The organism is Streptomyces sp. NBC_01255, from assembly GCF_036226445.1.
Taxonomy (GTDB): domain Bacteria; phylum Actinomycetota; class Actinomycetes; order Streptomycetales; family Streptomycetaceae; genus Streptomyces.
This window is the reverse complement of sequence record NZ_CP108474.1, coordinates 7,999,488-8,013,605: the sequence shown is the minus strand read 5'-3', so window position 1 is coordinate 8,013,605 and position 14,118 is coordinate 7,999,488. Positions and strand designations below refer to the sequence as shown.

At 69.9% G+C, this 14,118-nt stretch carries 12 protein-coding genes and 1 pseudogene; 3 read left to right on the top strand and 10 right to left on the bottom strand.

The genetic code is table 11. From position 1 onward, the window contains the following. Positions 1-180 precede the first annotated feature (180 nt). On the top strand, positions 181-1,143 hold the full coding sequence (locus tag OG357_RS36245) for a zinc-dependent alcohol dehydrogenase (RefSeq protein WP_329625139.1): 963 nt from the start codon (positions 181-183) through the stop codon (positions 1,141-1,143). Positions 1,144-1,146: 3 nt separating this feature from the next. Here OG357_RS36245 and OG357_RS36240 read toward each other — a convergent pair whose 3' ends face one another. The 5 genes from OG357_RS36240 to OG357_RS36220 all read right to left on the bottom strand — a co-directional run bounded on the left by OG357_RS36240 (position 1,147) and on the right by OG357_RS36220 (position 7,337). Beyond that, a complete protein-coding gene (locus tag OG357_RS36240; protein ID WP_329625138.1) occupies positions 1,147-2,592 on the bottom strand; it encodes a GH1 family beta-glucosidase in 1,446 nt (481 codons plus the stop codon). A 50-nt stretch (positions 2,593-2,642) separates the two neighbouring features. Next, on the bottom strand, positions 2,643-3,551 hold the full coding sequence (locus OG357_RS36235) for a carbohydrate ABC transporter permease (RefSeq protein ID WP_329625137.1): 909 nt from the start codon (positions 3,549-3,551) through the stop codon (positions 2,643-2,645). Positions 3,552-3,564: 13 nt separating this feature from the next. Next, positions 3,565-4,569: a carbohydrate ABC transporter permease gene (locus OG357_RS36230; RefSeq protein ID WP_443066778.1), complete on the bottom strand. Its 1,005-nt coding sequence runs from the start codon at positions 4,567-4,569 to the stop codon at positions 3,565-3,567. 122 nt (positions 4,570-4,691) lie between these two features. Then, complete coding sequence (locus OG357_RS36225) at positions 4,692-6,002, bottom strand: ABC transporter substrate-binding protein (protein WP_329625136.1); 1,311 nt, start codon at positions 6,000-6,002, stop codon at positions 4,692-4,694. Between the two features lie 321 nt (positions 6,003-6,323). Then, positions 6,324-7,337: a LacI family DNA-binding transcriptional regulator gene (locus tag OG357_RS36220; protein ID WP_329625135.1), complete on the bottom strand. Its 1,014-nt coding sequence runs from the start codon at positions 7,335-7,337 to the stop codon at positions 6,324-6,326. A gap of 362 nt (positions 7,338-7,699) precedes the next feature. On the opposite strand from OG357_RS36220, the gene OG357_RS36215 reads away from it, so the two are divergent. After that, a complete protein-coding gene (locus tag OG357_RS36215; RefSeq protein WP_329625134.1) occupies positions 7,700-8,665 on the top strand; it encodes a glycoside hydrolase family 6 protein in 966 nt (321 codons plus the stop codon). A gap of 95 nt (positions 8,666-8,760) precedes the next feature. After that, on the top strand, positions 8,761-10,041 hold the full coding sequence (locus OG357_RS36210) for a glycoside hydrolase family 6 protein (protein ID WP_329625133.1): 1,281 nt from the start codon (positions 8,761-8,763) through the stop codon (positions 10,039-10,041). 136 nt (positions 10,042-10,177) lie between these two features. Here the strand turns inward: OG357_RS36210 and OG357_RS36205 are convergent, their stop codons facing one another. From OG357_RS36205 to OG357_RS36185, 5 genes and pseudogenes are all read right to left on the bottom strand, one after another. After that, the gene (locus OG357_RS36205) at positions 10,178-10,714 is read right to left on the bottom strand and encodes a universal stress protein (RefSeq protein WP_329625132.1); all 537 of its coding nucleotides are present in this window, start codon (positions 10,712-10,714) and stop codon (positions 10,178-10,180) included. Continuing rightward, positions 10,696-11,252, bottom strand: a pseudogene (locus tag OG357_RS36200) (transposase family protein); the annotation flags it as partial. The gene OG357_RS36205 and the pseudogene OG357_RS36200, both read right to left, overlap by 19 nt. A gap of 172 nt (positions 11,253-11,424) precedes the next feature. Beyond that, entirely contained in the window at positions 11,425-11,715 is a 291-nt protein-coding gene (locus OG357_RS36195) for a hypothetical protein (protein WP_329625131.1), read from the bottom strand. Between the two features lie 31 nt (positions 11,716-11,746). Beyond that, positions 11,747-12,301: a hypothetical protein gene (locus OG357_RS36190; RefSeq protein ID WP_329625130.1), complete on the bottom strand. Its 555-nt coding sequence runs from the start codon at positions 12,299-12,301 to the stop codon at positions 11,747-11,749. After that, positions 12,298-13,803 (bottom strand): hypothetical protein, encoded by a 1,506-nt coding sequence (locus tag OG357_RS36185; RefSeq protein WP_329625129.1) that lies wholly within the window; start codon positions 13,801-13,803, stop codon positions 12,298-12,300. The genes OG357_RS36190 and OG357_RS36185 overlap by 4 nt, the downstream gene beginning before the upstream one ends. Positions 13,804-14,118: the final 315 nt, after the last annotated feature.

Here is a 14,118-nt window from a genome sequence, read left to right as displayed (position 1 = left end):
AGGCCCGTTGACACACCCCCCCATGCTTCGTATCGTCGCGACACAATTTCGAACGATGCCCGAAATATCGAACGACAGGAGTCGCCCCATGTGTCCCACTCCGCCCACCGGCCAGGGCGGCTTCCTGTGAGCCGCCGGGGGCAGGCTGTCGTCCTCGACGCTCCCAAGACGATTCGCCTCGTGCAGCACGTGCCTCGTCAGGCGGGGCCCGGCGAAGCCCAGGTGCGCGTGCATGCCGTCGGGATCAGCCGCAGCGACCGCGACGTCTACCTGGGTCGCCGCCCCGTTCCGTACGTGCGCTATCCGGTCACCCCTGGCCACGAGTGGTCCGGCACCGTCACCGCCGTGGGAGAGGGCGCGCCGGCTTCCCTGCTCGGCCGCAAGGTCGTGGGCGAAGGGCTGCGGAACTGCGAGACCTGCGCGCCCTGCCGCGACGGCGACACCAACCTGTGCACCGTCGGCTACGAGGAGACGGGGTTCACCCTTCCCGGCGCCATGGCCCCCACCCTCGTCCTCCCAGCTCGTCTGCTGCACACGCTCGCGCCGGACGCCGATCTCACCGCCGCCGCGTTCCTCGAGCCGGCCGCCCGCGCGGCCGCCGCTGTCCTGAAGGCGCGCCCGCTGCCCGGTTCACGGGTGGCCGTCATCGGCTCCGGCGCCCTCGGCCTGCTCGCCGCACAGCTCCTCTGCGCCTTCTCCCCGAGCGAGCTGACGGTCGTCGGTACGAGCCCCGACCGAGCCGATCTCTCCCGTCGCTTCGGAGCCACCGCCTACCGGACGTGGGACCGCGCCTCCGGTCTCGCGGACTTCGACGTGGTGATCGACGCCGCGGGCGCGACGTCGAGCGCGCGCGCCGCGACGTCCTTGTTGCGGCCGGGAGGACGTCTGGTTCTCACGGGCATCCCGGTCCAGGGAGCGGAAGGACTCGATCCCACCGAGGTGGTCGCACGGCAGCTGTCGATCGGCACCGCCTTCGGAGCCTCCTCCGGCGCCTGGTCCTACGCCGTAGGCGCCTTCTCCGCGGAACGGCTGACGCCGCTCGAACTCGTCACGCACCAGCTGGGCATCGACGAGTTCGAGCGGGCCATGGAACTCACGGGCAGCGGCGATCCCCGCGTCGGGAGAATCCTGCTCCGTCCTTGAGGCTCAAAGACCCGGGATCGCGTTCGCGGCGATGGCCCTGGCGTACCAGCGGGCGCTGCGCTTCGGGGTGCGCAGCTGGGTGGTGTAGTCGACGTGGACGGCGCCGAAGCGCTTCTCGTACCCGTACGCCCACTCGAAGTTGTCGAGCAGCGACCAGAGGAAGTAGCCGCGTACGTCGGCACCGTCGGCGATGGCCTGGTGAACGGCCTTGAGGTGCCGGTGGAGGTAGTCGATCCGGTCGTGGTCCTGGATCTGGCCGTCCGCCGAAGGGATGTCGGGGAAGGCGGCGCCGTTCTCGGTGATCGCGAGGGGGAGGCCGGGGTGGGCGCGGGACGTGGCCATGAGGAGGTCGTAGAGCCCGGTGGGATCGATGGTCCAGCCCATGTCGGTGGTGTCGCCGGGCGGGAGGTGGAAGTTGACGTCCTCGGAGCCGGGCCACGGGGAATGGTCGCTCTCGCCGTGGGCGTGGTTGACCGCAGCCGCTCCGGGCATCGGGGCGGAGACGACGGCGGGCGTGTAGTAGTTGATGCCCAGGAGGTCAATGGGGGCGCCTATGGCGGACTCGTCGCCGGGCTTGACGAGGGTGCCCCAGTCGACGACGTGGGCGGTGTCGGCGAGGAGGTCGGCCGGATATCCGCCGGAGAGCATCGGGCCGGTGAAGACTCGGTTGGCGACGGCGTCGATGCGGCGGGCCGCGTCGAGGTCGGCCGGTTCCTGGGTAAGCGGCCGGACGTGGTGCAGGTTGAGGGAGACCGCGATCCGGGCGTGGGCGGGCAGGGACGCGCGCAGGGCCGCGGTGGCGCGGCCGTGTCCGAGGTTGAGGTGGTGGGCCGCGCGCAGGGCTAGGGCGGGGTCGGTGCGGCCCGGGGCGTGGACGCCGGAGCCGTAGCCGAGGAAGGCCGAGCACCAGGGCTCGTTGAGCGTGGTCCACAGGGCGACCCGGTCGCCCAGTGCGTCGGCGGCCAGCGCCGCGTACTCGCCGAAGCGCTCGGCGGTCTCGCGTACCGTCCAGCCCCCTTCGTCCTCCAGCGCCTGGGGAAGGTCCCAGTGGTACAGGGTGGCGACGGGCTGGACGCCGGCGTCGAGGAGTTCGTCGACGAGCCGGCTGTAGAAGTCGAGGCCGGCGGCGTTGGCGGGGCCCCGCCCGCGGGGCTGGATGCGGGGCCAGGACAGGGAGAAGCGGTACGCCTGAAGACCGAGGTGGGACATCAGGGTGACGTCCGTGCGGTAGCGGTGGTAGTGGTCGCAGGCGATGTCGCCGGTGTCGCCGTTGGCGACCTTCCCGGGGGTGCGGGAGAAGGTGTCCCAGATGGACGGCGTGCGGCCGTCCTCGGCGACGGCGCCCTCGATCTGGTAGGCGGCGGTGGCCGCGCCCCACAGGAAGCCGGGCGGGAAGTGGAGGCGGTCGACGGCCGCGGAGGCGGGGGCGGTGGCGGGGGTTGCGGGCATGGCGGAGTCTCCCTTTGGCGGAGGTGTGGGACGAGGAGAGGAGGCAGAGGTCAGCCCTTGATGGCGCCCTGGGTGATGCCGCCGACGATGTGCCGGCCGAAGAGGGCGAAGACCAGGAGGAGCGGCAGGGTGCCCATGAGCGCTCCGGCGGTGATGACGGACCAGTCGGTCGACCAGCCGGTTCCCAGTCCGGCGAGGGCGACCTGCACGGTCGGGTTGGTGGAGCCGTTCATGACGATGATCGGCCAGAGGAAGTCGTTCCAGGACTGGACGAAGGTCAGCATGCCCAGGACCGCCATCGCCGGGCGGGCGACGGGGAAGACGACGTGCCAGATGACGCGCAGCGAGTTGGCGCCGTCGACGCGCGCGGCCTCCAGCAGTTCGGTGGGCAGTGCCTGGGAGAGGAACTGCCGCATGAAGAAGACGCCGAAGGCGGTGACCAGGACGGGCAGGATCAGCGCCCCGAGGTGATTTCCCAGTCCCAGGTTCTTGGTCAGGATGAACAGGGGTACGACGCTGAGCTGCGCGGGCACGGCGAGGGTGGACAGGACCAGGCCGAGCATCACCTTCTTCCCCCGGAACCGGAGTTTGGCGAAGGCGAAGCCGGCGAGCACGGAGAAGGTCACCGTGGTGACGGTGACGGCGCCCGCGACGAGCGTGGAGTTGAGCAGGGCGACGCCCATGCCACGCCCGCCGGCGTTGTGCCAGACGTAGGTGAGGTTCTCGAAGAGGTTGCCGCCGGGCAGCATCGGGGGCGGGCTGGAGACGACCGCGTGGCTGTCGGTGGACGCGGCGACCAGCGTCCAGTACAGCGGGAACAGCGAGGCCAGGGCAGCGAGTCCGAGGACGATGTGGGCGAGTGGCCCGGCCCGGTGCTGTCCGCCGGCCCTGCCGGCGCGGACGGACGATCGCGTCGCCGTCCGGTGAGGACGGTCGGACACGGGGGCGGTGGTGGTCATGTCGTACTCCACGTCACTGGGAGGCGCGCAGGCGGCGGGTGATCAGCGCGTTGACGAGCCCGATGAGCAGCAGCACGCCGAACATGATCCAGGCGACCGCGCTGGCGCGCCCGAGCATGCTGGAGTGGAAGCCCTGGTCGTACATGAGGATTCCGAGGGTCTCGTACTGGTGGTCGGTGCCGCCCTGGTGGCCGCTCTGACCACCGAACAGATAGGGCTCGCCGAAGAGCTGGGTCGCTCCGATGGTCGACACGATCACCGTGAAGAGGATCGTGGGCTTCAGGGCGGGGACCGTGACGTGCAGGAACTGCTGCCAGCGGCTGGCGCCGTCCAGGGCGGCGGCCTCGTACAGCTCGCGCGGCACGGCCTGCATGGCGGCGAGGTAGATCAGGGCGTTGTAGCCGGTCCAGCGCCAGGTGACGATCACGGAGATCGCGAACTGCGAGCTCCAGCGACCGGCCTCCCAGTGCACGGGCCCGGCGCCGAACAGGCCGAGGAACCAGTTGGCCATGCCCCCCTCGGGGCTGAAGATCAGGGCGAAGACGAGGGTGGCGGCGGCGACGGAGGTCGCGTACGGGGCGAGGAGCGCCGTGCGCAGGAACCCGCGGGCGCGCAGCCGGTAGTTGAGCAGGTGGGCGAGACCCAGTGCCATCAGCAGCTGCGGGACGGTGGACAGGACACCGAGGGTGAAGGTGTTGAGGAGCGCGTTCCAGAAGTAGTGGCTGACCTGACCGGTGAACAGGTCGGTGTAGTTCCGCAGGCCGACCCATTCGGCGCGGTCGACGTTGTACAGGCTCACCCGGTGGAAGGAGAGCCACCCCGTGTAGAGCAGCGGGAAGAGGCCGAAGGCGGCGAAGACGAGGAAGAAGGGTGCGACGAGGGCGTACGGCGTGCCCTTGGTGTCCCAGCGGTGCAGGCGGCTGCGCCAGACCGAGGGGCCGGAGGGGTGGGCATGGGGCGGTGGAGTGTCCTGCCGGCCTGCTGGGCCGTTGCGGCTGGGTGCGGTCGTGGAGGCCACGGGCGGTTCCTTCGGTGGTCACGGCCGGTCGCGTCGCTACGGGGTGGGGGCGGCCGGCTCCCCGGTGGCCGGCCACCCTCTCCCCCGCGACGGCGGCCCGGAAGAGGTGAGGGCGGGGAGCGCTACTGGATGGTGCTGTCGATCTGGCGCACCGTGGCGTTCCACGCCTCCTCCGGGCTCTTGCCGTTCTGCTCCATCAGCTGGACGCCGGTGCTGAACGCCCCGGTCAGGTCCTGCGCGTGCGGGCCGGTCTCGGCGGGCTGGATGGCCTTGGCGGCGGTGGAGAAGATCTGTCCGGTGGCGGCGTCGGGGCCGATGTAGGCGTTCTTGTAGTCGACGACGCCCGGCAGGTCATGGGCAGCCTGGTTGGCGGGGATGTTGCCGACCTTCTGGAAGACCTTCGCCTGCTGCTCGGGCGCGGTGAGCCAGGCGACGAGCTTCTTGGCCTCGTCGACGTGCTTGCCGGAGGCCGGTGCGGCCAGGAAGGAACCGCCCCAGTTGCCGGCGGCCGGGGGCTGGGCGATGTTCCACTTGCCCTTGTTGGACGGGCCGGAGAACTGCTGGATGTTCGCCTGCTGCCAGGAGGGGCAGACCGTGGTGGCGAAGGTGGACTTGGAGAACGCGGTCTGCCAGGGGGTGTCGAACATCTTCAGACCCTGGCTGGTCCTGCCCTGGACGGCCTTGACGGCCAGGTCCCAGCCGGTCTTGACGCTGGGCGAGTCCTTGTAGGCGAGCTTGCCGTCCTTGTAGTACTGGACGGTGCTGCTGGAGACGACGGCGTTGAACAGACCGGTGGCGCTGTCCATGAAGGAGGTGCCCTTGGGCGCCTTGGCCTGGTACCGCTTGCCCGTCTCGACGAACTTCGCCCAGTCGCCCGCCCACAGCTTGCCGACGGACTCGGGGTCGGAGGGCAGACCCGCGGCCTTGAACAGGTCCTGGCGGTAGCAGATGGCCATCGGGCCGACGTCGGTGCCCAGGCCGATCGTCCTGCCGTCGGCAGTGGTGGCCTGGTCCCACTTCCAGGGCAGGTAGTTCTTCTTCTCGACACCGGGGGCGTCGGACAGGTCGGCGAAGGCGTCGGCGAGGTCCTCGGAGGTGGCGCGGGCTATGCGGCCGACCTCCAGGGCCTGGACGTCGTCGAGTCCGCCGCCGGACAGGCGGGTCTGCAGGGCCGTCCAGTAGTTGCCCTCGGCGGTCGTCGGGTTCTCCTTGATGGTGATCTCCGGGTGCTGCTTCATGTACGCGTCGTACAGGCCGGCCTCCTTGTATCCGAAGGTCCCGAAGGTGCCGACGGTGAGGGTGATCTTCCCGTCGGCGGAGGCGGAAGCGTCGCCGGAGGTCGAGCAGCCGGTGAGGGCGAGGGCCAGCGTCGCCGCGGCGGAGGCGAGTACGACGGAGCGGATACGGGCGCGCGGCACGGACGAGCGGGACATGGCATCTCCTCGATGCGTCAGGGGGGCTGGAGGTACGCCGACAGGTCGCTTCGATGGCGGTCGGCGTGGGAGGCGGCCTTCGAAGGCCGGGGTGAAGCCATGCTTCTGGAGCTCCTTCCCAGAGTGGGAGCGCTCCCAAAAGGTGGCGTCGAAACCCTGCCGCCACCTTGACGGTCTGTCAAGCCGGCTGGCAGGGGGCAGGCCGTACGCGGCGCGCGGGTGAGCGCGGAAGGGCGCACGGGTGAGCGGGGAAGGGGGGCGCACGCAGAGCGCGGGCCGGAGCACGGGGCCGTACGCCAGGCCCGGTCGGGAGGCGGTTCGTCAGGCGCTGGCGCGGGTGACCAAACGCGTGGGGAGGATCAATGGGGTGGGGGCCTGCCCGTTGATGAGCGCGACGAGCATGCGCGCCATCTCACGACCGAGACCCTCTACGGGCTGGTGCACCGTGGTCAGCGGCGGATCGGAGATCCTGGCCACGGCCAGGTCGTCGAAGCCGATCACGGCGACGTCGGCGGGGACGCGGCGGCCGGCATCACGCAGTGTGCGCAACGCCCCGGCCCCCATGTTGTCGCTGGCGGTGAACACTCCGTCCAGCTCCGGGTGCCGCGCCGACAGCGCCGCCATGGCGGCCGCGCCGCTCGACTCGGTGAAGTCACCGGCTTCCGGCGGATACGGTTCGAGGCCGGCCGCCAGCATGGCGTCCTGGTAGCCGCGGTAACGGGCGCGCCCCACCTCGGTGTCCAGCCGCCCGCAGATCGTCACGATCCTGGTCCGGCCGAGCGAGATCAGGTACTCGGTCGCCGCGCGCGCTCCTCCGAGGTTGTCCACGTCCACATACCACCGCGGGTCTAAACCGACCGGGCGCCCGCCGAACACCACGGGAATCTCCGCCTCTTCCGCCATGCGGGCCAGCGGATCGTCCTCGCGCAGCGCCATCAGCATCACTCCGTCGGCCCCCTTGGACCGGAGAAGCTGCTCCACGCGCCGGCGCCCCCGGTCGGAGGCCGCCAGACACAGCATCAGGTGCAGTTCGGCCTCCTCCAGCGCGGCCGAGGCACCCACGATCACCTGAGCGAAGAACGGGTCCGCGAAGATCGACGGATCCTCTCCCGAGACGACCAGGGCGGCCGCACCGGTCTGACGGGTCGCCAGCGCCCGGGCGGTCGGATTCGGCACGTATCCGAGTTGAAGGACCGCCCGCTCGACGGCCTCGCGTTTCGCGCGGCTGACGTGCGGGGCGTTGTTGAGCACACGCGAGGCCACCGATCGCGAGACGCCGGCCAGTTCGGCCACCTCGTCGAGTGTCGACTGCCGGTTCGGCACACCTTGCGCCATGAGCTGCCCTCCTCCCTCCATCTGAACACCTGGAAGGCTGGAAGCGCTTCCAGTTTCAGGACTGTAAACCCTTCCCCTCGTCCTGTGAAGTGCTGTTCAAGTGGGCGCACTTGACAGTCCCGCTGGGCGCATCACACGATACGGCCACACCTCGGCCCCACAGATCATGGTCTGGGAACGCTTCCAGTGGGAGCGCTTCCACGGGCTCTTGTGCGTCCGGAGTGCGCTGGTGTCCCCGCCGGGGCGCCGCCTCCGTGAGCCGCCGCACGGAGAACTTCGTACCGCCGCAATTCCTCACCGCGTCGCACCGCTCGGGACGAGAGCGGTCGACGCGTCCGCCGTCAGGAAATCGAGGTACAGCCATGCGCCGCAGAATCCGCGCCCTCGTCGCAGCCCTCTCCGCACTGCCGTTGGCGCTCGTCGTCGCCCCGTCCGCCCACGCTGCGGATCCCACCACCATGACCAGCGGGTTCTACACGGACCCTGACTCCAGCGCGAGGAAGTGGGTCGCCGCCAACCCCGGCGACGGCCGGGCCCCCGCGATCAACACTTCCCTCGCCAACACGCCCATGGCCCGCTGGTTCGGCGCCTGGAGCGGCACGATCGGCACCGCGGCGGGCGCGTACGTCGGCGCAGCGGACTCCCACGACAAGCTGCCCGTCCTGGTCGCGTACAACATCTACCTCCGCGACTCGTGCGGCGGGCACTCCGGAGGCGGAGCCTCGTCGGCCTCCGCCTACGCGACCTGGATCGCGCAGTTCGCCGGCGGAATCGCCAACCGCCCGGCCGTCGTCGTCCTCGAACCCGACTCCCTCGCGGACTACGGCTGCCTGAACCAGACCCAGATCCGCGAACGCCAGGGCATGATCAGCGGCGCCCTCGCCGAGTTCAACCGCCAGGCCCCCAACACCTGGGTCTACCTCGACGCCGGCAACCCCGGCTGGGTGAGCGCGGCGACGATGGCCCAGCGCCTCCACGAAGCCGGGCTCCGACAGGCGCACGGCTTCTCCCTCAACATCTCGAACTACTACACCACCGCCCAGAACACCGCCTACGGCAACGCCGTCAACAGCGAACTGGCCGCCCGCTACGGCTACACCAAGCCGTTCGTCGTCGACACCAGCCGCAACGGCAACGGCTCCAACGGCGAGTGGTGCAACGCGGCCGGCCGCCGCATCGGCACGCCCACCCGGCTGGGCGGCGGCGCCGAGATGCTGCTGTGGATCAAGGCCCCGGGCGAGTCCGACGGCAACTGCGGCGTCGGAACCGGTTCCACGGCCGGCCAGTTCCTCCCGGAGGCCGCCTACAAGATGATCTACGGCTACTGACATCCGGCTCCTGTGGCCCGGTATCCGCCGCCCCGCGACCGGGCCACAGGCACCACCGGCCCTCCTCGCCCCCATCCCTCCGACCAGGAGCCCCCATGAATCCACGCAGCCTCCGGCGCCGTACGACCGCCGCCCTCGCGGCGCTCGCGGCCTGTGCCGCCCTCATCGCGACGCAGGCGCAGGCGCAGGCCGCACCCGTCGCGGACGCGCTCACCCCGGCCACGAGGTTCTACGTGGACCCGCACAGCAAGGCCGCCAAGCAGGCGCTCACCGACCTCGGGAACGGCGACTTCGCGAACGCCCTGAACATGGCCAGGCTCGCGAGCTGGCCGCAGGCCGAGTGGTTCACCGAAGGCACACCCGACGAGGTCCGGACCAAGGTGAGAAACCTCGTCCGCGAGGCCCGGCTGGTGAACCGGACGCCGGTCCTGGTCGCCTACAACGTGCCGGGCCGGGACTGCACCCAGTACTCCAGCGGCGGCGCCGCGTCCTCCGCCGCCTACCGGCAGTGGATCGACGCCTTCGCCGCCGGCATCGGCGACAGCAAGGCCGTCGTCGTGGTCGAGCCCGACGGCCTGGCCCTCCTCCCGAGCGACTGCGGGCCGGGCGTGGACCCGACCGGCGAACTCACGGCGACCCGCGTCGCCGACCTCGCGTACGCCGTCAGGACCATCAAGGCCAAGGCCCGCACCGCGGTCTACCTCGACGCGGGCAACGTCCTGTGGCGGCCCGTCGGCGACATGGCGCGACGACTGCTCGACGCCGGTGTCCAGGACAGCGACGGCTTCGCCCTCAACGTGTCCAACACCCACCCCACCGATCACAACGCGCGCTACGGCAGCTGGATAGCCAAGTGCATGTGGTTCGCCACCGAAGGACCCGAGTACGCCCGCGGCCACACCGACTGGTGCGCCACCCAGTACTACTCGCCCGCCGCGCCCAACGACGGCGCCCCGGGCAACGCGGTCGACTCCGCCGACCCGGCCACCTGGCGCTGGACCGACGCCTGGTTCGACCAGAACGTGGGCACCCCGCCGAACTACGCCCTGCACCACTTCGTCATCGACACCAGCCGCAACGGTCTGGGCGCCTGGACCCCGGAGCCCGGCAAGTACACCGGCGACCCGGAGATCTGGTGCAACGCGCCCGGCCGCGGCCTCGGCGCGCGCCCGACCGCCGACACCGGTGTCCCGCTCGTCGACGCCTATCTGTGGGTCAAGATCCCCGGCGAGTCCGACGGCAGCTGCACGCGCAACACCGGCGGCACGATCGACCCCGAGTACGGCATCGTCGACCCGCCGGCCGGCACCTGGTGGCCCGACCAGACCCACACGCTGGCCCGCAACGCGGCACCGCGGCTGACCTTCAACCGCTGAGTCCCGCTCAGCCCCCGTCCACGTCGGCCACGTCGGCCACGTTGGCCACAGCAGGCCTCCCGCTCGCGGCCGGCCTCGCGCGGAAGCAGGGCGCGTGACCGGCCCCGCCGACTGACGGGCGGCGGTTCGTCGCCCGTCAGCCGGTACGACGCGGAAGAGGAGGCGGCGAAGTGGGCGGTCCCGGCGGCGGTTCGAGCCAAACGAGCAGCACCGGGCAGGGGGCGTGGTCGACGACGAAGCGTGGGGCGGGACCGAGGCTGTGCGGTCCGAGGTGGGCACGGTCGCCGTCCCGGGCCAGGATCAGCAGGTCGCACCCCTCGGCCGCGGCGACGACCTCGCACTCGACTCGTCCGGTGCGCTCGGTACGCGTGCAGGGGCGCCCCAGACGGTCGGCGGCATCCTGGAGCAACTGCCGCGCGGAGTCGGCCGCGAGGTGTTCCATGTGCGTTCCGGGGTCCCTCCCCCAGCCTTCGGCCGGGCGGTTCCCCGAGGGGTGGCCGCGGCCCATGAGCCCGGCGAAGGCGCCATGGGCCGCACCCGGGACGTCGACCGAGGTGACGTGCAGCAGGACGGTCTCGGCGTCCGCCGGGGTGTGCGCGCGGGCGGCGTCCACACAGGCGGGCCAGGTGCCCTCGGCGATCCAGACGACCACGGCATGCCGGTCGTCAGCCACGGTCCTGCGCCTTGGTAGGCGAGATCGGCCAGGATGGGAACGCCCTGGCGCTCGCAGATCCGGATGATCCGGTGGGTGCGGGCGGCGGTCAGGTCGTGGGTGCGGCCCGGCAGGGCGGCGAGAGTCACAGCAGCCGGCCGCAGGGGTAGGTGACGGCCTGCACGTTCACGCCGTGGCGCCGGTGTTTGTGGGAGTAGTCGGCCCGGCCGTCGCCGACCCGGTCGCACTCGGCGAGGGTGCCGTCGAGCAGGATGAAGTCGGGATCGTGCTCGCGCAGCGTCTTGAGCAGACCCGGTGCTCGTTCGGCGAGCAGGTCGACGACCGCGCGGGTGTAGGCGTGGGCGGTGGACTCGCTGATCCCGAACCCGGCCGCGATCTTCGCCAGAGTGGTGCGCTCTCGTAGGAACACCAGTGCCACCATCGCCCGCTGAGACGGACGGAGCTTGCAGCGCCGGTCGCCCTCACGGGTGACAACCAGCATGGTGACCCACTCCACGAGCACATGCGGCAGGTCAAGTGCGGCAGGATGGATGACCAACAAGGCCCCCGAGCAACGTGATTGAGACGTCAGACATCTCGATCAACAGCTCGGGGGCCTCGTTCGTTGCGCTTCACGGCCCATCACCCGATCGGTGGCCAACTCGAAGAAGCTCGCTGTGCGCCGAAGCCTTCATCAAGAGGCGAACGCACATCCCAGAAGCTCCAGGGCGTCAGTGGCCTTGCTCCTCGTTGATCTGCCAGGCGACGGCTCCGGACGCTCCAGGACTTCCCTTAATGATGAGGGTCAGGTCCGCGGGCGCCGACTGGATCCGGTAGGTGACGGCGTTTCCGTCGCAGTTCTGCGTCCGCGCGGGTGTGGAGCCGATGGTTACGTTGACGGCTCCCGTGCCCACGCACGCGACGACAGCCTCGTACCTCTTCCCCTTTGTGAGAGAAGAGAGATTGCGGGTGCCTTCCCCCACCGTCGTGACGCCGGATTCGACAAATGCGTCCTCGTCCACCGAAACGCCTGATACGGCGCTCTTCGCGCGTTCAGCGAGGGGATCGGAGTTGGGCGAGGACGTGCCAGCCGTGGATGAAGACGCGGGAGCGGGCGGTGCGGGCACCGGCTCCGACGGGCTGGTCGTGCAGCCGGTGACGAGGACCGCCAGCCCTGTTACGTGCCACGGGGCTTGTTCCCCAGGCGAACGCTTCGATGGCCAGCCAGTCCGGCAGGGTCGCATCGAGCTGTGCGAGGACGATGGTGATCACGTCGTGCAGGTGGGAGCGGATCCGGGTGGAGCCGAGCAGCCGTGCCGTGGTCTCACGGAACCGGTCGCGGTCCGTGCCGGCGAGGTGCTCGAGGATCTGGCGGGTCTGTGCCCGTCTGAAGAGGTGCTGCCCGGAGTCGGCCAGGAAGTCGTGGACGTCTCTTCCGGTCGTGAGGAAGGACCGGGCGAAGAGGTAGTCGAAGTAGGTCTCGTGGAAGAACCCGACGTGTTCCTCGTCGCCCACCAGTACCCCCTGCGACTTCAAGGCCTCGACGTCCTCCAGCGCGTAGCTGTCGAGGAGGGAGAGTGGTGCCTGCAGACTCTCCCGTTCGCTCATGAAGGCACACAGAGCGCCGGTGATGCCCTGCCAGTCGAAGCGTTCCCTCCGGATTCCGACACGTCTGCGCACCTCCTTGGTGTAACCGCCGTAGAGCTGCTGCAAAGTTCGGTAGGACACTGCGCGGGCGGCAGGGGGAGGGTACTGAAGACCGCCAGGTGCAGAGGGGTGCGCAGCAGCTCCAGCGTCACCGGGCTCAGGCTGTCGGGATCGTTCCCACTCGCGGCGAGTACGGCACGCACTGACTCTTCGGCCAGCTCCCCCACTGGGAATCTCGCCGCTCGTGCGTCCGCCGTGATCAGTCTGCTGAGCCTGCCGTCCTGTTCGATGTCGACGGTACGGGCCACCAAGAGCACCTTGATGTTCGGCGCGACCGAGAGTTGAGCGAGTACTCCCTCAACGGCCTCGAAAGCATCCGCCATGCGACCGCTGTACAGACTGACAGCGTCCAGCTGGTCGATGACGAAGAGCCCTGACCTTCCATCGGCGACTCCGGGCAGCAGGATCCCGGGCGAATCCTGCAGATTCATCATGGTGCCGAGATCTCTCGCCGTTCGCACCGACAGATCAGCCTGGTCCATACGAACAGCGGCGATCGGCCACCCCTGGTCTGCGAGGCGTTCCAGTACATCCGCAACAACCGTCGACTTACCCGAGCCCGCCCGTCCCTCGCACAACACGATCTGCGGACCGTTCTCCGCCACCAACCGACGGTACAGCTGGTCGAGGTGAGGACGCGCGGCCAGTCCGAGGATGGGCGCTGTACCACGCACGCGCCGCAGGAACCCGTCCTTGGTGTCCGCCAGGGAATTGAGCGTATTGCTGTCCCCGGCCAACAGCCGGAGTCGAACTCCGTCGAGAGAGAGCAAGTGGTTACGGATCTCGGACCCGGTGAGCCACTTGTGGAGGTTGTCGTCCAGGTATCCGCTCAGCTGCCTGACGATTCCCTCAGGATTCCCTACGAACAGTTGCTCGTAAGTGAGGTGGACCAGTTGGCGCAGGTTCTCCGGCGGGTAGTGCTCCACGTACACGGACCGGAGGTACCGCCAGGCGGTCTCCCGGGCTACGAGTCTGCCGTCATCGGCCCAAGTGCCACACAGGACCGTGAAGTCGCTCCCTTGGGTGTCGGTGAGAATCTCTTCGAACTCGGCGAGGGTGACAGCGGCCCTCGCACGGCCGGCGAGGTCCTGCAGTCTGGGCGCCCCGGTCGAGAGAACGAGTCGCACTTTCCTGCCGCCGGCAAGGTGGCCGGACACGGCCGTGAGAAGGGCTGCCGCGGATTTCAGCGTCCATGGCCCCTTCGAAGCCACGTCCTTCACCTGATCGCACCAGGTCTGCCCCTTGGCCACGAGCTGGAACTCGATGCCCTCACCGGCCTGCCCCGGAGGCTCAAGACGGATCCGCGGGGCCTCTCCTCGCAGGAGGTCCGCAACCTTCAGCGCGGTCCACCAGTTCTCGTACCGGTTGCCCGCTTTATCCGCTGCCCCGCCCGACAGCCCCATCGCGCATCACTTCCCCAGGACCGCAACGGACTCCTCAACGGGGAGTCCACGGCCAAGAACTGTATTACCTGCCAGCTCATCTGTGGCCTGCGTTTCGAGCATGCATCCCCGCGCACGGACACTCGCCATCCAGCCGGCCACAGTTGAGCCCCGAGGCGCCACACAAAGCCTGCCGACACGGGATCGGCCACCTCCGGCCGCGACGCACCAGTGCGCAACCGGACCCCCATGCCGATAATTGCGCCATCATGCACAAGTGCAAAGAGCACCCAGCTCAACCCATCCCTGACGGGCAGTCAGAAAAGTCAGCAACAG

Excerpts from the sequence above, each read along its gene's own strand:
- OG357_RS36240 (WP_329625138.1), bottom strand. The coding sequence starts at position 2,592 with ATGCCCGCAACCCCCGCCACCGCCCCCGCCTCCGCGGCCGTCGACCGC.
- OG357_RS36235 (WP_329625137.1), bottom strand. The coding sequence starts at position 3,551 with ATGACCACCACCGCCCCCGTGTCCGACCGTCCTCACCGGACGGCGACG.
- OG357_RS36225 (WP_329625136.1), bottom strand. The coding sequence starts at position 6,002 with ATGTCCCGCTCGTCCGTGCCGCGCGCCCGTATCCGCTCCGTCGTACTC.
- OG357_RS36220 (WP_329625135.1), bottom strand. The coding sequence starts at position 7,337 with ATGGCGCAAGGTGTGCCGAACCGGCAGTCGACACTCGACGAGGTGGCC.
- OG357_RS36215 (WP_329625134.1), top strand. The coding sequence starts at position 7,700 with ATGCGCCGCAGAATCCGCGCCCTCGTCGCAGCCCTCTCCGCACTGCCG.
- OG357_RS36210 (WP_329625133.1), top strand. The coding sequence starts at position 8,761 with ATGAATCCACGCAGCCTCCGGCGCCGTACGACCGCCGCCCTCGCGGCG.
- OG357_RS36190 (WP_329625130.1), bottom strand. The coding sequence starts at position 12,301 with ATGAGCGAACGGGAGAGTCTGCAGGCACCACTCTCCCTCCTCGACAGC.
- OG357_RS36185 (WP_329625129.1), bottom strand. The coding sequence starts at position 13,803 with ATGGGGCTGTCGGGCGGGGCAGCGGATAAAGCGGGCAACCGGTACGAG.